This is a genomic window from Roseateles sp. DB2, from assembly GCF_051857535.1.
Taxonomy (GTDB): domain Bacteria; phylum Pseudomonadota; class Gammaproteobacteria; order Burkholderiales; family Burkholderiaceae_C; genus Roseateles_B.
Window position 1 is genome coordinate 447,610 of sequence record NZ_JBPZGY010000003.1, and the last position, 17,822, is coordinate 465,431.

General features: G+C 67.8%; 12 protein-coding genes. 4 read left to right on the forward strand and 8 right to left on the reverse strand.

The genetic code is table 11. The features are described from left to right. Positions 1-36: 36 nt before the first annotated feature. Positions 37-1,233 carry a cation:proton antiporter gene (locus ACS5PK_RS07050; protein WP_439439522.1) on the forward strand — a complete coding sequence of 399 codons (1,197 nt, stop codon included), beginning with the start codon at positions 37-39 and terminating at the stop codon, positions 1,231-1,233. Between the two features lie 120 nt (positions 1,234-1,353). Continuing rightward, positions 1,354-2,070: a PEP-CTERM sorting domain-containing protein gene (locus ACS5PK_RS07055; protein WP_439439523.1), complete on the forward strand. Its 717-nt coding sequence runs from the start codon at positions 1,354-1,356 to the stop codon at positions 2,068-2,070. A gap of 451 nt (positions 2,071-2,521) precedes the next feature. Here ACS5PK_RS07055 and ACS5PK_RS07060 read toward each other — a convergent pair whose 3' ends face one another. Genes ACS5PK_RS07060 through ACS5PK_RS07075 form a run of 4 tightly spaced genes read right to left on the reverse strand, consistent with a single transcriptional unit; the run spans position 2,522 to position 5,708 of the window. Then, the gene (locus ACS5PK_RS07060) at positions 2,522-2,941 is read right to left on the reverse strand and encodes a DUF6463 family protein (protein WP_439439524.1); all 420 of its coding nucleotides are present in this window, start codon (positions 2,939-2,941) and stop codon (positions 2,522-2,524) included. 12 nt (positions 2,942-2,953) lie between these two features. Then, a complete protein-coding gene (locus tag ACS5PK_RS07065; RefSeq protein WP_439439525.1) occupies positions 2,954-4,312 on the reverse strand; it encodes an ABC1 kinase family protein in 1,359 nt (452 codons plus the stop codon). Continuing rightward, positions 4,309-4,845 (reverse strand): DUF2867 domain-containing protein, encoded by a 537-nt coding sequence (locus ACS5PK_RS07070; RefSeq protein WP_439439526.1) that lies wholly within the window; start codon positions 4,843-4,845, stop codon positions 4,309-4,311. The genes ACS5PK_RS07065 and ACS5PK_RS07070 overlap by 4 nt, the downstream gene beginning before the upstream one ends. After that, positions 4,842-5,708 (reverse strand): TetR family transcriptional regulator, encoded by an 867-nt coding sequence (locus tag ACS5PK_RS07075; protein ID WP_439439527.1) that lies wholly within the window; start codon positions 5,706-5,708, stop codon positions 4,842-4,844. Before ACS5PK_RS07075 ends, ACS5PK_RS07070 begins: the two co-directional genes overlap by 4 nt. Before the next feature lie 316 nt (positions 5,709-6,024). Between ACS5PK_RS07075 and ACS5PK_RS07080 the strand changes: the two genes are divergently transcribed. Then, positions 6,025-8,211 (forward strand): lipoxygenase family protein, encoded by a 2,187-nt coding sequence (locus ACS5PK_RS07080; RefSeq protein ID WP_439439528.1) that lies wholly within the window; start codon positions 6,025-6,027, stop codon positions 8,209-8,211. A 65-nt stretch (positions 8,212-8,276) separates the two neighbouring features. Continuing rightward, on the forward strand, positions 8,277-8,816 hold the full coding sequence (locus ACS5PK_RS07085) for an NADPH-dependent FMN reductase (RefSeq protein WP_439439529.1): 540 nt from the start codon (positions 8,277-8,279) through the stop codon (positions 8,814-8,816). Positions 8,817-8,893: 77 nt separating this feature from the next. On the opposite strand, the gene ACS5PK_RS07090 is transcribed toward ACS5PK_RS07085, so the two are convergent. From ACS5PK_RS07090 to ACS5PK_RS07105, 4 genes are all read right to left on the reverse strand, one after another. After that, positions 8,894-13,918, reverse strand: a complete 5,025-nt coding sequence (locus ACS5PK_RS07090) for a diguanylate cyclase domain-containing protein (RefSeq protein WP_439439530.1) — start codon at positions 13,916-13,918, stop codon at positions 8,894-8,896. Between the two features lie 394 nt (positions 13,919-14,312). After that, entirely contained in the window at positions 14,313-16,904 is a 2,592-nt protein-coding gene (gene acnB / locus ACS5PK_RS07095) for a bifunctional aconitate hydratase 2/2-methylisocitrate dehydratase (protein WP_439439531.1), read from the reverse strand. A gap of 35 nt (positions 16,905-16,939) precedes the next feature. Beyond that, positions 16,940-17,359 (reverse strand): type II toxin-antitoxin system VapC family toxin, encoded by a 420-nt coding sequence (locus ACS5PK_RS07100; protein ID WP_439439532.1) that lies wholly within the window; start codon positions 17,357-17,359, stop codon positions 16,940-16,942. A gap of 37 nt (positions 17,360-17,396) precedes the next feature. Then, positions 17,397-17,654 carry an AbrB/MazE/SpoVT family DNA-binding domain-containing protein gene (locus ACS5PK_RS07105; protein ID WP_183102869.1) on the reverse strand — a complete coding sequence of 86 codons (258 nt, stop codon included), beginning with the start codon at positions 17,652-17,654 and terminating at the stop codon, positions 17,397-17,399. Between the last annotated feature and the right edge of the window lie 168 nt (positions 17,655-17,822).

Below are 17,822 nucleotides of genomic sequence, written 5' to 3' on the forward strand. Positions count from 1 at the left end.
CTGCACCGCGTCTGGATTCATCGCCATCATGGCGCGATGAACACGACCGAAGTCTTCCTGATCGCCATGGCGATCATCTTCACGGTGCCTTACCTCGTCTGGCGCCTGGGGGGCACCGACTACTGGGCGCCCCTGGTCGTGGTGCAGATCATCATGGGCATCGTGCTGGGGCCGGGCGTGCTGGGGCACGCGTTTCCGGACTACTACCAGTTCGTCTTCAACCCGCAGGTCGTGCAGTCGCTCAACGGTGTGGCCTGGTGGGCGGTGATGCTCTTCGTGTGGATCGCCGGCATCGAGCTGGACCTGAAGAAGGCCTGGACGCACCGCGTGGAGAGCGGCATCACCGCCGGCCTGGCACTGGGCACGCCCTTGATCGCCGGCAGTCTGGCCGCGCTGGCCCTGCTCGGCGGCGGCTGGATGGGGGCGAAGGCCCAGAGCTGGCAGTTCGTGCTGGGCGTGGGCATGTCCTGCGCCGTCACGGCCCTGCCCATCCTGATCCTGCTGATGGAGAAGCTGGAGATCCTGCGCCAGCCTCTGGGCCAGCGCATCCTGCGCTATGCCAGCCTGGACGACATCGCCATCTGGGGCGTGCTGGCCCTCATCCTGATGGACTGGGCGCGGGTGGGGCGCCAGGGCCTGTTCCTGGCACTGTTCGCGGCGGCCACCTGGGGCCTGCGGATTCTGATGAAGCGCCTGCCCGAGCGAGACCGCTGGTACGTGAGCCTGATCTGGCTGGCCCTGGTGTCCTTCGGTGCGGACTGGTCGGGGTTGCACTTCATGGTTGGCGCCTTCCTGGCAGGTGCCGTGATGGACGCCGACTGGTTCGACCAGGCGCAGATGGACCTGCTGCGCCACCACGTGCTGATGGTGCTGATGCCTGTGTTCTTTCTTTCCACCGGCTTGCGCACCAACTGGCAGATGGGGGGCTATGCGGTGTTCGGCGTGGCAGGTCTGCTGCTGCTGGTCTCGGTGGCTGGCAAGCTGCTGGGTCTGCAGATCGCCGGACGCATCCTGCGCTGGGCGCCCGGCGAGGCCAGCCTCATCGGCTGGCTGTTGCAGACCAAGGCGCTGATCATGATCATCTTTGCCAATGTGCTGCTGGACAAACAGATCATCACCCCCGAGACCTTCACCGCCCTGCTGCTGATGGCCGTGGGCAGCACCATGCTGACGGTGCCGGTGGTGGCGCCGATGCTCAAACCGATGAGGGGGCTGGTGAGGCGGGCGAGCTGAGCAGGCCGCAGGGTTGCGGGTTTATCCCCAGGACGGGGCGTGTCCATCAGGGCGCAGCGCTGCAGATAATCCTCCCCGGCTCCTGCCGAGCCCATCTACAAGATCCCGAGGGAGAGTTCCATGCACCACGTCCTCAAGCGCGCCTTGTGCGCCGCCGCCTGCCTGTTCGCTCATGCCGCCTGGGCCGGCCTTCCCCATGGCAAGCTGCAGTACCTGCAGCAGTCGGGCACCATCAGCGCCACGGAGTCCGTCGACGTCTGGCTGCGCCTCACGCTCGATGAAGACTCCCCGGCCCTGCGCTTCTCCAGCTACCCGCTGCTGGGCTTCGCGGCCGAGGACCTGCCGACCTTGGGCTGGCAGTACGACTTTGCCACCGGCACCTACCGAAACGCGCCCTTCGCGCAGATTGATCAGGCCTACATCGGTGGCGGCTTCACCACCGGCTTTCCCACCGCCTATGACTTCGAATACGCCACGACCTTCAGCCCCACGCTGCCGGGACTGATCTACAAGAACGGCATGGACCTCGCTGCGGGGGAAAGCCTGGACTTTCTGTTCGGCCGATTCACACCCAAGGGTGGGCATGCTTCGACCGGCACCTGGTACATGTACAGCACCCACATCAGCCTCAACTTCACCGGCGTCGATGACAAGGGCGAATGGCTGGCCAGCATCGATACCCCCGTCATTGCCGCCACCTGCAAAGACGCCAGCTGCTGGTTCTCGCGCGAGGTGATCGATGTCCCGGAACCGGGCAGCCTGGCACTGCTGGGCCTGGGGGTGGGCGCGATGGTGCTGTCCCTGCGCCGTCGACCTGCCGTGCGGGCCGTGGGCTGATGGCCCGAGGGCTGCGACGACACGGCGCTGCTGAGGGGCCTGGATGGCGACGCCCTGCTGAGCCTTTCCAGCATCATGGGGCGACCTGCTGATCTGGCGTGTGGGCCGTGCGGCTGATGGGCGCCCCTCCGTTGGCGAGCCACCCGGCCGCGCCAGGCGCCTGGCAGCGCGCACCCCTTCACCCAGGACCCGACCCGCGCCGGTTGCTGCAAGCTCCGGCATCGGGCGCAGCCCCATCACCCGGGCGCCGAGGCGCGAAGGGCAACTGCCCTGCGGCGCTCGCTGCCCGACAAGGCGAGGGCGCCTTCCTGTGCATGACAGGCGTCGAACGAGGAAGAAAGCTGGCATCTGATGTCCGAACGGGCACGTGCCCGGCTGGCCCGCTGCCGGACCGTCAGCGCATCCCTCTGAGATGCTGGTGACACGGGCGAGCAGAGGAGTGCCCGCGGGTTCACTGCCCTTGCCCTCGCGGCAGCAGGAGGCTCAGCGCCGGCGGCAGCACGAGCCAGAAGCCAGAGGCGGGCATCAGGCTCGCCCCCACGGCGCCAAGACCCAGCAGGCCCCAGCCCATCAGGCGCAGGCGCCGGACCTGGCCTGCCTGCCTCAGGGGTCCGATGCAAAGCGCCAGCAGGGCCAGCGGTAGCCCGAACAGCAGGAACCAGCTGACGGCGCCGCGCAGCGGATCGGCGCCTACGGTGTCGAACCAGCCTTGCGCCACCATGGCGCGCAGCACCGGAGCGAAGACGAGCAGTCCGAACAGGCTGTGCACCGCCGCGACGGCGAGCAGCCAGGGGCCTTCCCAGGCCTGCCAGCGGGAGGGGCGCAGGGGCTGTGGCGTGTCGAGGGCGGAGGGGGTGATGGCGGGAGGCATGGGCAGTTCCTTTCAGGTCATGGGTGCGGGGGTGGGCGGGCCTATCCAGCGGTTGCTGGTCTGCACCCGTGCCCCCAGGCAGTGGAGCAGCTGGTTGAGGCCCAGGTAGCTGCGGTCGAAGAAGGCCAGCTCGGTGGGCAACTGGTGCAGGGCCTGCAGGGCCGTGCGCTGCGGCCCGGCCTGGAGTCGCGGCAGGCGCCGGTCCTGTCCGAAGTCGTAGACGGGGGTGCGGAAGGGCGCGAGCTGCCAGTCCAGCAAGGGCGTCAGCGCCGGGCGCAGTTCCTCGCGGAAGCGCTGCAGTGTCATCCCGGGACTGATCAGCTGCAGGTCGCGATAGGCCTGGTGCAGCGCCTCATCGGCATCCGCACGCAAGGCCGCGTTCCAGGCCTGCGCCAGCCCGGTGGTGAAGCCCTCCGACAGCCGCTGGGTGCAGCCGAAGTCCAGCAGGCCCAGTTGCCCGTCGGCCATGAACAGGTAATTGCCAGGATGCGGGTCCGCATGCAGCCAGCGCAGCTCGAAGATCATGCGCAGGAAGCTGTCGAAGATCAGTTGGCCATAGTGGTCGCGCTGGGCCTGGCTGGGACGGGTGCCCAGCCACTCCTGCAGATGCCTGCCGGCCAGCGCCTCCATGACCAGCACCTGGCGCGTGCTGAACTCGGGGACGGCCGCAGGCACCACCAGGCCCGGCAGGCGCAGCTGCTCGCGGAAGGCCTGCATTGCGCCCGCTTCCTGTGCATAGTCCAGCTCGGCCTCCAGGCTGCGCTCGATCTCATCGAGTAGCGTGGCCAGGAGCTGGGGCGCCGGCAGGCCGCCGGCCTCGTCGAGCAGGCCGGTGAAGGGGCCCTCCAGCAGCAGCCGCAGCAGGCGCATGTCGCTGCGCACCGTGGCCGCCATGCCGGGGTACTGCAGCTTGATCGCGACGTCACGGCCGTCGGCCAGCCGGGCCCGGTGCACCTGGCCCAGGCTGGCCGCGGCAAAGGCCTGGGTGTCGAAGTCCGGCAGGCGCTCCGCCCAGTCGTGGCCCAGGGCCTGACGCAGCTGGCGGTCGACCTGGGCCCGGTTCATCGGCGTGGCCTGGTAGCAGGCGCGTGCCAGCTGCTGGCGCAGGCCCTCGGGCAGCAGCTGGGGCTCGCTGGCCAGCATCTGGGCCGCCTTCAAGGCCACGCCTTTGAGCTGGTTCAGGGCGGCGAAGAGGATGCGGCCCAGCTGAGCCTCGTGCGCGGCACGCGCGGCGGTCCGTTCGTCCTCGTCGCGTGCCAGGTCTTGCGCCTTGTGGACCAACCGGCTCGCGCCCGCCTGGACCAGGGCGCGGCCCGCGATGGCGCTGCGCGCCAGGCGGCCACTGCGCGGGGGGCGTTCGGCGGCCGTCATGCCCCGGGCCGCTGACGGCGGCTGATCTGGCGCAGCATCAGGGGCACGATCAGCGAGTGGACCGGGCCCACAACGGCCATGTAGAGCCAGCCCAGGCGGTTGTGCTCGTGCACGACGGTGCTGAGCGCCAGCCGGGGCTGCCCGTCCTGCGCGGGCAGCCGACGCAGCGAGAGGCGCACATGCAGGTGGCGGTCCTTGTCACCCAGCAGCAGCTCGTCCGGATGCAGGCCCTCCAGCGTGAAGATGCCGACGCGGTCGCCCACCCGATAGGCTTCGGCCGGCTTGGTGGCATCGGCCTTCAGGCGGCCGAGATGCTTCAGGCCCACCAGGCGGACCGCCCGGTTGCGCAGGTTCAGCAGCAGGTCCATCCAGCGCGGGCTGCGGGCCGCCAGCTGCAGCCACAGCGCCAGCAGGTCCTGCTGCGGATGCGGGTCGGGCAGGGCGTAGCAGTCGGCAAAGTCGGCGCTGGCCAGGGACGGCGCCAGCCGGCTTTCGGGCGGGACGGGGATCTTGGCGATGCGCAGGTCCTTCATGGCTTGCTCCGTGCCGTGCGCTGGCGGAGCTTGGCGGGCGGCGACGCTGGTTTCGCTTTCGGCCTCGTTTTCGATTCAGGCGCGGGCGCGGGCTCAGGCGTGCGAGCTGCTGATGCACCGGCCGCGGCGGCCATGGCCTTGCCGATCCCGCGTCCGGCCAGGGCAACCTTCTGGAGCAGATCGCCGCGCTGGCCCTGCAGCAGGCGCGCCAACTGGTTGCGCAGCAGGTAGGCGGCCAGCTCGCCTAGCTTGTTGATCACGCCGCTGTGCAGCACCATCACCAGCAGGCCCAGCACCAGCTCACTGAGCTGGGTGGTGTCGGCGAAGCCTTCGCTGTCGTCATCCAGCCAGTAGGTGATCAGTCCGAAGAGCCCGTCGGTGAAAAGGCCGGCCACCAGGCCCTGGTAGTCGCAGGGGGCGATCTCGCCAGCGGCTTCGGCGGCGGCCAGCCAGTCCTTCACCACGCGCTTGAGGGCGCTCTTGCCAGGCAGGCCGTCGCCCAGCAGCAGCAGCGGCGATTGTTGCGCCAGCTGGCGGGTGAGGGCCACGAACTCGCGGTCAGGCAGCAGGCGCTCCAGCACCGCGTCGACGAGGCGCTGCAGCCGCTCCTGCAGGGTGTAGCGCTCGAAGCCGCTGGTCTGCTCCGTGCTGGCCAGCGCCTCGGCCAGCGCCAGCTCGTAATAGCCCAGCACCAGCTTCTCCTTGCTGGGGAAGTACTTGTAGATCGTGGCGTCGCCCAGACCAGCCTCGCGGGCGACCTGCTTCATGCTGGTCGCCTCGAAGCCCTGGCGGCTCATCAGGTCCACCGCGGCCGTGAGCAGGCGACGCTGGTTCTGGTCTTGCTGCTGCTTGGAGATCTTCATTTGCTATCCTAAAAACTAGGAAAAAATGATTTTTTTGGATAGTACGTATGAATTGTGGGGCTGGCAAGTGCCCGCGGAAGAGGGATGGGCACGCCGCCGGGCCTGCGTCCTTGTGCAGGGGCGGTGTGTGAAGCATCAACGGATCATTCGCCGTCTCTCGGGATTTTTCTGCCTTTCGGCCCGGTCGCTCGGTGGTACCGTGCTGCCCAGCCGCGCCAGGCAGTTGTTAGAGCGCGCCCCAATTTCAACAGCCCTGGCGCGCGCACGAGCCCGCAGTCTTCGCATCGTGAGCCGCCGCATCAACAAGACGACGCCGATGAGCCTTCCCGACATCATCACCTCCATCGCCGGCAATGCCTGCCCGGCCCAGACGCCCAGCCTGCCTCAGCACCACGACGCAGAGGCCCGCAAGGCCCGCGCCTTCCAGCTCTCCATCGCGCGGACGCAGTACAACTACATGCAGAGCTACCTGGAAGGCGTGCCCCTGTCGGCCGACCTGCCGGAGTCCGAGAAATTCAGCCTGGACTACGAGGCGCAGGTGGTGCAGGTTTTCCTCGCGCTGACCGATAACTTCAAGCGTGTGGTGATGATGTTGCTGGAGCGCGAGCTGCTGGCCGACGTGCCTACTGCCGCGCTGCGCCGTGTGGAGGAGGCCTATGCCAAGCTCAAGGACTTCAGCATCCTCCACCCGCTGCGTGACATCGAGGAGCTCAAGGACTTCTTCGAGGCCCTTGCCGGCCTGCCCGCTGCGCTGGAGACCCTGGGCAACCTGCCCAAGGACCTGGCCAAGATGGCCGTGGGACTGGATGCGGTCTTCAAGGAATTCCTGGAGAACGGCCCCACCGCTTTCCTGAAGTCCACGCTCTTCGACATGCTCAGCGAAGAGCCCGGCCGTAACTACCTGCAGGCCCAGTCCATCGAGGACTACGAGCGCCTCTTCGTCAGCCTGCCCACGCCGCTGATGCTGTCCATCCAGCAGCAGCCCTGGATGCCCCAAGGCCAGGGCAAGCCCTGCCAGCAAGACTGGTTCTTCGGCTGGCTGCAGACCGCTGGCTACAACACCACGCTGCTGCGCGCCGTGGTGCCTGTGGCCATGGCACCGGACGTGGACGACCCCATGGAAGGCATCCAGAAGATGCCCCTGGCCGATCTGCTGGCCAAGATGCCGGTCACCGACGCCATGCTGCAGAAGGAAACCGGCCAGGCCGGCCTGAGCCTGGCACAGGCGGCGGAGCAAGGCCGGCTCTTCGTGTGCGACTACGCCCTGCTGGACGGCGCCTGGGCCGATCCCCTGCATGGCGAGCAGCGCTATATGGCCGCGCCCATCGCGCTCTTCTTCTGGAACACCACGCCGCCCGCCGGCTATCCCTCGCTGCCTGACGGCGTGCTGCAGCCCATCGCCGTGCAACTGGCCCAGAAGCACGATCCCGAGAGCGCGCCCATCTACACGCCCAAGGATGCCGGCAACGCGAACGATGCCCAGGGCTTCAAGTGGCGTATCGCCAAGTACTTCGTCAACGTGGCCGCGGCCATCCAGCACGAGGCCATCGCCCACCTCGGCGCCTGCCACCTCGTCATCGAGCCCATCGTGGTGGCCGCGCGCCGCCAGCTCGCCGAGAACCACCCCATCCTGAAGCTGCTGGCGCCGCACTTCCGCTTCACCATCAACATCAACGACTCCGCCATCCACAGCCTCATCATCCCGGGCGGCGTGGTGGCCACCAATGTGGGGCCGGCCATCGAATGCACCCTGGGCGTGCTGGCCCAGGCCCACCAGGCCTACCGCTGGGATGACAACCATCCCGAGCGCCTCTTCCGCATCCGCGGCGTGGACGGCCTGCCCAAGTTCCCCTTCCGCGATGACACGATGCTGCTGTGGCAGGCCACGCACCGTTTCGTCGAGCGCTATCTGCGCGTCTACTACAGCAGCGACGCCGAGGTGGCCGGGGACTACGAGCTGCAGGGCTGGATCCACGAGATGACGGCGCCGCAGTTCGCCGGCTTCAAGGGCATGCGCGGGCTCACCCCCACCGGCGACGCCAAGCGCCCCTGGCGCATCGACAGCCTGGCCTACCTGATCGAGGTGGTGGCGCAGATCATCTACATCGCCGGCCCGCAGCATGCGTCCGTGAACTATGCGCAGTACCCTCTGATGTCCTACATGCCCTCGGTGGCTGGCACGCTCTACGACCCGGCGCCTGCGCGCAGCACGGTGGTGCAGAGCGAGCAGGACTGCATCCGCTGGTACCCACCGCTGGACGTGTCGCTGTACACCTTCTCCTTCGAGTACCTGCTGTCCGGCGTGCAGTTCGATACCTTCGGCCACTACGAGCACAACCCGCGCAATCCTTACTTCCAGGACCCGCGCGTTGCTCCCCTGGTGGCGGAGTTCCAGACCGACCTGGCCCTGGCCGAGCGCGAGATCCGTGAGCGTAACCGCCTGCGTCCGGTCGAATACCCCTTCCAGCTGCCGTCGCAGATCCCGAATAGCATCAGCATCTGATCGACGCTGACCGCCGGGGCGGGGCAGGTGTTCCGCCCCCGGCCGGATGGCAAGGAGAGACGACGATGACGAAGAAGATCCTGGTCATGAGCGGCAGCCTGCGGGCCGCCTCGCGCAACACGGCCCTGGCCCGCTACGCCCTGCGCAACGCGCCCGAAGGCCTGCAGCTGGAGATGGCGGACCTCAGCCAGTTCCCCTTCTACAACGCCGATCATCCGGTGCCGCCCCCGCCCGTGGCCCGCTTCTTCGAGCAACTGCGCGCCGCCGACGGCCTGCTGCTGGCCTGCCCGGAATACAACTACTCCATCGCCCCGGTGCTCAAGAACGCGCTGGACTGGGCCTCCCGCGAGAAGGACAACCACCTGCTCGCCGGCAAGACCGCGGCCCTGATGGGCGCTGGCGGCGGCATGGGCACCTCGCGCGCCCAGTACCACCTGCGCCAGGTGGCGGTGTGCCTGGATCTCCGCGTGCTCAACAAGCCGGAGGTCTTCTGCAGTGCCTTCACGCCAGGACTTTTCGATGAGCACAACGAGCTGGTGGATGAGCGCATCCAGGGCCTGGTCAAGCAGCTGCTGGACGCGCTGAAGACGTCACTGGAGCGCTGAAGCCCTGCACGGCACGTCCTCGCCGGACGGCCGCCGGAAGTCCGGGCGCTGTGGCAGGCCTCGCCTGAGGCCGGTGATCAGACCTGCGGATCGAGACGTGTCCAGCGCCGCCGCCCGGCACGCTTGGCGCGGTACAGGGCCTGGTCCGCATGGCTCAGCAGCATCTCGGGGGTGCTGGCCTCACTGGCCTGCAGCGTGCTGCAGCCCAGGCTGAGGCTCACATGCGCCGCTGCCGCGGACTTGGCATGGGGAATGGCCAGGGCCTCGATGGCTTCCAGGCAGGCCTGGGCCAGGCGCTCGGCGGCGGCAGCGTCGGTGTCCGGCAGGAGCAGTGCGAATTCCTCACCGCCGTAGCGGGCCACCAGGTCACTTCCTCGGCTGGCCACGCCTTGCAGCAGCTGCGCGACAGTCTTGATGCAGCGGTCACCTTCCAGGTGGCCGTAGTGGTCGTTGAACTGCTTGAAGTGGTCGATGTCCAGCATCAGCAGCGACAGCGGCGTGCCGTGGCGCTGGCTGCGCCGCCATTCGATGGCCAGGCGCTCATCGAAGGCGCGGCGGTTGGCAATGCCGGTGAGGCCGTCCCGCATGCTCATCTGGCGCAGCTCCTGCGTGCGGCGCTCGACCTTTTCTTCCAGCTGCTCGTACAAACGTGCATTGGCCAGGGAGATGGCCGCCTGCGAGCTCAGCAGCTCCAGGGTCTGCTGATGGCGCGGGGTGAAGGCGTTCTCCAGTTGGCGGTTCTCCAGGTAGATCACGGCCACCAGCTTGCCCTGGTTGAGCACCGGCATGCACAGCACGGACTTGGGCTGGTACTGACGCAGATAGCGGCTCTGGGCAAAGCGCTCATCCTCGGCCGGTCGGTTGAGCAGCTGGGTACGGCGGCTCAGCTTGGTGTACTCGATCAGGCTGCTGGGCAGCAGGGCCTGGGGGCCTTTGTTGAGTTCATCCAGCGGGCGGCCGATGCGGCTGGAGTCCATGCGGTGATGCTCGTCCAGCCCGCCGATCACCTCGACCACCAGACGGCCTTCGTCGTCCAGCACGATGGCACCGCGCTCTGCGCCGGCGTTTTCCAGCAGCACGCCCAGCATTTGCGGCAGCAGGGCATCGAGCTGGATCGCCTGCGTCAGCAACTGGTTGGCCTTGAGCAGGGAATGGAGGTCCATGCGGCTGATCTGGTCCAGAGAGTCGCGGTAGGTGGGGCTGCTACGGCTCTGGCTGCCCTGCGGACTGCGGGCACTGGAGAAGGCCACGCCGGGCCAGGTGGTCTCAAGCTGGCGGCATTTGCTCAGGGCACCCCACTGGCGGTAGTGGTAGTGCGCTTCGCGGATGAAGCTCCGGGCAAGCTGGTGCTGGTGCTGGTCCGCCCAGAAGCGTGCGTAGAGCTCGTTGGCCAGCGCAGCACAGGGCGTGAAGCCGCTGGCCTGGGCCTGGTCGATGGCGCGGGCGTAGAGATCCATGGCACGCTTGCCGTCGCCCTCCACACGTGCCAGTTCGGCCGCGATCATCAACTGCTTGTGCCCGAAGTTGCTCTCCCCATGGGCGGCCCAGGCCTCGAAGCGGGCCAGCAACTGGCGTGCGACCTCGACGGGCGCCTCCTGCTCCGCGAAGCCCTCGCGCAGATGGCCCAAGGCCGAGTAGAAGCTGGCCTCGACCATGGACGGGCTGTCCGGCAGGCATAGGCCCACCATGGGCAGCAAGGGCAGGGCCTGGCGCCAGCCTGGGGCGTCGTCCAGCAGGAAGCTGTGACGCAGCCGCGCGGCGACCATCAAGGCCAGCGGAATGCTGGGTCGAAGGGGATCGGCCTGCAGGAGTTCGCTGCTGCGGCAGCTGTGGGTGTCGAAGCTCAGCGGCGCCTCGGTCCGTCCCATCAGGGCCAGCAGGGGCTGCAGCACGCCGTGGCGCAGCATGGCCTCGGTGGCCGGCTGGCGGGTCTTGTGCAGGAACTTGAGGCCCCGCTCGCAGGCCAGCTCCAGGCTCTCCAGCGGCGTGCCCAGGGCGAAGTGGTTGACGGCGCTGAGCAGGGCGCAATAGCCCGCGGCGACAGGATTGACGCCGCTCTGGCCCAGCTCCCAGCCCAGCTCGACCTGCGTGATGGCTGGGGCCAGCGGCTCGCACCAATGCTGGTAGAAGGCGCTGAAGTACTGGTAGACGGTGATGCGGAAATAGACGGCGTCCCGCTGCTCGGCCAACTGGCGGGCCAGGCGGCCCAGGGCGTAGCACTCGGGATAGGGGCGCTGCATCAACGAGCGCGAGGTCATGTGCGCAACATAGGCCACGCAGCTGAGATCGCACTGGCCGTGCCTCAGCGTGGTGCTCATCATGCGGCAGGTATTGAGCGCGAAGGCGGCAAAGCGGCCGGCCTGGTAGGCCGAGTAGGCCAGGGCCATGCCCAGGCGCATCTCCAGCAGGGCCTGCGGGTCCTGCATCTCGGGGGCGCGCAGGATGGCGTCCTCGCCTTGCTCGGCCAGCAACTGCTCGGTGCTGGCGAATTCGCCCGGGAAGCGGGCCTGGGCCTCTTCCTCGGTGGCCGGGAAGGGGCGGCCGATGTCGGCCAGGCCCTGCAGCAGCACGCCGACGGCATCGGCGAAGCGCCCCTGGGTGTGGTACTGCGCCGCCTGCACCAGGCCCAGCTGTGCGCGGCCCTCGGCGCTGGGGCAGGCCGCCTGGGCCAGCGGATACAGCAGCTCGGCGGCCTGGAAGTTGCCAGCCAGGTACTCGGCCTCGGCCAGTTCCTTGTAGAGGGCCAGCGTGCCTTCGGGTTCCTGCTGCCAGGCATCACCGGGCAGGAGCGCATGGGCGTGGCGCAGGAAGTCCACCGCGGTGGCATGGGCCGAGGCGGTCTTGGCGCGCAGGCCGGCGCGCAGGTTGAGGCCTCGCAGGACGGTGAGCTCTGCGGGGTCCTGGATCAGGCCGCGCCCCGCATTGAGGCAGGCCAGGATGCTGAAGAGGCGCTGCTCGCGCTGGGCTTCGTCACTGGCGGCCAGCAGGCGGCGGCCGCAGCGCAACTGCAGGGCCGCGAGCTCATGCGCCGGGGTCAGGTCATGCGCCGCCTGCTGCACGCGGTCATGGAGGAAGCGGTAGCGCGCCTCCGCGAGCAGGGTGGGTGTGCCGGTGAACTTGTAGCCCTCGTCCAGGGGCAGCACCAGGCTTGCCTGCAGGGCTGGCCACAGCGCACGCGCGCAGGCTTCGCCATCAAGCTCGCTGACGGCCATCAGTTCGCTGAGCGAGAAGCTCTCACCCAGATGGGCTGCGCTGGCCAGCAGGTGTTGCGTGATCGGTGCCAGGACGCGCATGCCGTCCAGCATCAGGGTCACGACGTTGTCCGTCATGTCGCGCTGGCGGATGCGGGCGATGTCCCAGGTCCAGCGTCCGCTGCGGCGCTCGTAATGGAGGTCGCCCAGGGCATGAAGCCGCCGCAGGAACTGGTTCAGGAAGAAGGGGTTGCCGCGCGTCTTTTCCAGGCACAGGCCGGCCAGGGGGCTGATCTCCGCCGGGCTGCTGTGCAGGCTGTCGGCGATCAGCAGCGAGACATGTTCAGGCTGCAGATGGTCCAGGTGCAGGTGGCCGGGGCTGGCATGGCCGGCCTGATGCAAGCTCATCAGCATCTGTTGCAGGGGGTGGCCCTCGTCCACCTCCTGGTCGCGGAAGGCGCCCACCACGAGCAGGCAGCAATGGCCTTCCTGGTCTGAGAGCAGGTGCTGCAGCAGGCGCAGGCTGGGGCAGTCCACCCATTGCAGGTCGTCCAGGAACAGGGCGATGGGATGGGCGCTGCTGGCCAGGGCCCGCGCGAAGGCCGCGAAGGCGAAATGGAAGCGCTGTTCGTTTTCCGCGGCCGGCAGGGTCGGCAGCGGAGGGATCTCCCCGATGAGCAGCGTCAGCTGCGGCAGCAGTGCGGCGATCGAGCCGGCTGTGTCGCCCAGTGCTCGGCGCAAGGTCTCGCCCCAGTAGCCGCGGCGGTCCTCGCCTTCGGAAGCCAGCAGCTCGACAAAGGGTTGGAAGGCCTGGCACAGCGCGGCGTAGGGCTCGTTGCGCCGGTACTGGTCGCACTTGCCGCGCAGGAAGTAGCCACGGCGGGCCAGGACAGGCCGGTGCAGCTCGGCCACCAGGGCGGTCTTGCCGATGCCCGAGGCACCGCTGACCAGCAGCAGCTCCGCCCGCCCGGCACTGGCACGCTCGAAGGCTGCCAGCATGGCGGCGGCTTCGGCCTCGCGGCCATACAGCCGCTGGGTGATGCAGAAGCGCTCTGGCGTGTCGTGACCGCCCAGTTCGAAGCTGCCGATATGGCGTCGGTCTGCCCAGTCGCGGGCGCAGCGTTCGAGGTCCTGGAGCAGGCCGTAGCTGCTCTGGTAGCGTTCGTCCGGATACTTGGCGAGCAGCTTTTGCACCAGCAGCGACAAGGGCTCGGGAATGCTCTCGTCCAGCAGATGCAGGGGCGTGGGCATCAGGGCCAGCTGCGCATGCAGCAGGGCCATGGGGTCGCTCAGCTGGAAGGGGCGACGGCCCGCGAACAGCTCATAGAGCGTGATGCCCAGCGAGTAGAAGTCACTGCGGTAATCCACATCCAGGCTGGTGCGGCCGGTCTGCTCGGGCGAGATGTAGTCCAGGGTGCCCCGCAGGCCCGGACCCGGCAGTGCCTCCTCGCGATCCAGCGGCGAGGACAGCGCGAAGTCGCAGATCTTGAGCCGCATCTGGCGCAGGTCCACCAACACGTTCTTGGGGGCAATGTCACCGTGGATCAGGCGGTGAGCGTGCACGTCGCTCAGCGCCCGGCACAGCTGCAGGGCCAGGCCCAGCTTCTCGCCCAGGTCCAGGTGCTGGCCCTCGATCAGCTGCGCCAGGCTGCTGCTGGCGAAGGCCTCCATGGCCAGCACCAGCTTGCGACCGTCCTGATGCAGGGCGAGGGCCTTGATCACCCACTCTGAATCAATCGATTGAAGGGTATTGAACTCATGCCGCCAGCGCGCCAGCAACTCGGGGGCCGGTTGCTCGCTGTCGGGGTACTTGAGGACGACGCGCCGGCCGTCCGGCGCCAGGGCAGCAGCCACCACGGTGTCTGCATTGGCGTAGATGACGTCGGTCTGGCGGTAGCCGGCAATGAGCATCGGGGCGGGAAGAAGGGACCTTGAACAAGACCACCCGGGGCTCCTCCTGGCAGAAGGCAACGGGCGCATGAGTACGGACGACAGAGTGTCGCAAATGAACGATGACAGTCAGCAGGAAAACACCGATGGAGTTCGGGGATTGCAGCGCCACCGTGACAAATGCGTACCCCACAGCTCAGCGGCTGGCCCATGACGGCTTCAGGCCGGGCTCGTGCCCGGCTCACTGGCTGCGCAGCAAGCGCGGCAGTGCAAGGTCAGCACCAGGAGCGGGCTGCTCAAATAACAACACCCTGGCTGCGCTTGCAGTCCAGGGTGCTGGCAGGGACGGCAGGCGTAATGCCAGCCGTCGTGGGAGGGCCTGTCCAGCCGCCATCAGGCGGCCGGCTCAGGTGCATCAGACGTTCACGCCCTTGGCGGTGTCGGCGTACTCCTCGATCTGGTCGAAGTTCATGTACTTGTAGATGCTGGCGGCATCCTTGTTCACCACGCCCACGGCCTCGTGGTACTCGGCCACGGTCGGGATGCGACCCAGCTTGGAGCACACGGCGGCCAGCTCGGCCGAGCCCAGGAACACATTGGTGTTCTTGCCCAGACGGTTGGGGAAGTTGCGGGTCGAGGTGGACATCACCGTGGCGCCTTCGCGCACCTGGGCCTGGTTGCCCATGCACAGCGAGCAGCCCGGCATCTCGGTGCGGGCGCCGGCGGTGCCGAAGGTGGCGTAGTGGCCTTCCTTGATCAGCTCGTTCTGGTCCATCTTGGTCGGCGGGGCGACCCACAGCTTGACCGGGATGTCACGGGCGCCGCCCAGGACCTTGGCGGCCGCACGGAAGTGGCCGATGTTGGTCATGCAGGAGCCGATGAAGGCTTCGTCAATCTTGGTGCCGGCGACTTCGGACATGAACTTGGCATCGTCCGGGTCGTTGGGGCAGCAGACGATGGGCTCCTTGATGTCGGCCAGATCGATCTCGATCACGGCGGCGTACTCGGCGTCCTTGTCGGCTTCCAGCAGGTCCGGCTTGGCCAGCCAGGCTTCCACGGCCTTGATGCGGCGCTCCAGGGTGCGCTTGTCCTCGTAGCCGTCGGCGATCATGTTCTTCATCAGGACGATGTTGGAGGTCAGGTACTCCTTGATCGGTTCCGGATTCAGCTTGATCGTGCAGCCGGCGGCGGAGCGCTCGGCCGAGGCGTCGGACAGCTCGAAGGCCTGTTCCACCTTCAGGTCCGGCAGACCTTCGATCTCGAGGATGCGGCCCGAGAAGATGTTCTTCTTGCCCTTCTTCTCGACGGTCAGCAGGCCGGCCTTGATGGCGTACAGGGGGATGGCATGGACCAAGTCACGCAGGGTGACGCCGGGCTGCATCTGGCCCTTGAAGCGCACCAGCACGGATTCCGGCATGTCCAGGGGCATCACGCCGGTGGCGGCGCCGAAGGCGACAAGACCTGACCCCGCGGGGAAGGAGATGCCGATGGGGAAGCGGGTGTGCGAGTCGCCGCCGGTGCCGACGGTGTCGGGCAGCAGCAGGCGGTTCAGCCAGCTGTGGATCACGCCGTCGCCCGGGCGCAGGGCCACGCCCCCGCGGTTGCTGATGAAGGCCGGCAGCTCGCGGTGCATCTTCACGTCCACGGCCTTGGGGTAGGCGGCGGTGTGGCAGAAGGACTGCATGACCAGGTCGGCCGAGAAGCCCAGGCAGGCCAGGTCCTTCAGCTCGTCACGGGTCATGGGGCCGGTGGTGTCCTGAGAGCCCACGGTGGTCATCTTGGGTTCGCAGTAGGTGCCGGGGCGCATGCCCTTGCCCTCGGGCAGACCGCAGGCGCGGCCGACCATCTTCTGGGCCAGGGTGTAGCCCTTGCCGCTGTCCACAGGGGGCTTGGGCAGGCGGAACAGGGTGGAGGCGGGCAGGCCCAGGAACTCGCGGGCCTTGCCGGTCAGGCTGCGGCCGATGATGAGGTTGATGCGGCCGCCGGCGCGCACTTCGTCAAGCAGCACTTCGCTCTTGAGCGCGAAGGTCTCGATGACCTCGCCGTTCTTCACGATCTGGCCGGCGTAGGGCAGCACGTCGATGACGTCACCCATCTCCAGCTTGCTCACGTCCACCTCGATGGGCAGGGAGCCGGAGTCTTCCTGGGTATTGAAGAAGATGGGGGCGATCTTGCCGCCCAGGGTCACGCCGCCGAAGCGCTTGTTGGGCACGAAGGGGATGTCTTCGCCGGTGGCCCAGATCACGCTGTTGGTGGCGGACTTGCGCGAGGAACCGGTGCCGACCACGTCACCCACGTAGGCGACCAGGTTGCCCTTCTTCTTCAGGTCCTCGATGAACTGGATGGGGCCGCGCTTGCCGTCTTCCTCGGGCTTGAAGGCCGCGTCGGGACGGGTGTTCTTCAGCATGGCCAGGTAGTGCAGCGGGATGTCCGGGCGGCTCCAGGCGTCGGGGGCGGGGGAGAGGTCGTCGGTGTTGGTCTCACCGGGCACCTTGAAGACGGTGACGGTGATCTTTTGGGCGACTTCGGGGCGCGAGGTGAACCACTCGGCATCGGCCCAGCTCTGCATCACGGCCTTGGCGTGTGCGTTGCCTGCCTTGACCTTCTCGGCGACGTCATGGAAGGCGTCGAACATCAGCAGGGTCTTTTTCAGGCCGGCGGCGGCCACTTCGGCCACGGCGGCGTCGTCCAGCAGGTCGATCAGGGGCTTGACGTTGTAGCCGCCGACCATGGTGCCCAGCAGCTCGGTGGCCTTGGCCTTGGAGATCAGACCGACGGCGATGTCACCGTGCGCCACGGCGGCCAGGAAGCTGGCCTTGACCTTGGCGGCATCGTCCACGCCCGGGGGGACGCGGTGGGTCAGCAGCTCGACCAGGAAGGCCTCCTCGCCAGCCGGCGGGTTCTTGATCAGCTCGATCAGCTCGGCCACCTGCTTGGCGTCCAGGGGCAGGGGCGGGATGCCCAGCGCGGCGCGCTCGGCGGTGTGTTGGCGGTAGGCAGTCAGCATGGGGGACTCCAGGGACAAGAAAAGGAATACGACTCTCAAGGCTTGGGCGCAATGACGCGCAAGCCCTTGAAGTAGTCACGAAAGAAACCGGCGTCACGGGTGATCAGGCCCTGGCATTGCAGCAGGGCATGGGCACCGATGAGAAAGTCGGGCACGGAACGCCGTGCCTGGGCGGGCTCGGACTGGCCCTGAAGGCGCGTGCGGTAGCGGCGCTGCATTTCACCGGCCCGCAACGCTGCGCGGAGTTCCAGCGGCGAGTAGCTGATGCCGATGGCCTCCAGCGTTTCCAGCACGATGTCGCTGTGGCCCAGGCCGGCCACGACCTCGCTGATCACGACCTCGCAGGCCACCACGGGCCCCGCGGAGAGCGCCGCGCGCAGCAACTGCTCGGCCTGATCGGCCAAGGGGCCGTCGCCGATGTAATCGACGAGGATGGAGGTATCGACGGCAATCATGGACTCGGGTGCCAGTCAGGGGGAGGAGGTGGCGGGGTCAGGCTTCGTCCGGCGGCGGGTAGGGATCACCAGGGGCACGGCCGCGGAGTTCGCGCATGACGTCGTCCGAGCTGGTGCCTGGAGGCAACTTGATGCGGCCTCGCATGCGCGACAAGGCATCCCCCACATCCTTGCGCAGGATGATGCGACCGCCGTCCAACTCCACCTTGAGCGTGGTGCCTTTGGTCAGCCCCAGGGCGTCGCGGACGGCCTTGGGCAGGGTGATCTGCCCGCGTTCGGCAACAGTCGCTTCCATGCTCATGCTCCTTGGGTATGCCGCTGAAAGTATGTATTGATTGTACGTACTTCCGACGTCTCCCCAAGCCCGACTGGGGTACTCGGACTTGCCGCGCCAGCAGGCTGGCAGGGGTGCGAGAAGGCATGAAAAAAGGAGGCCGCAGCCTCCTTTGCATTCGGGTGAGGG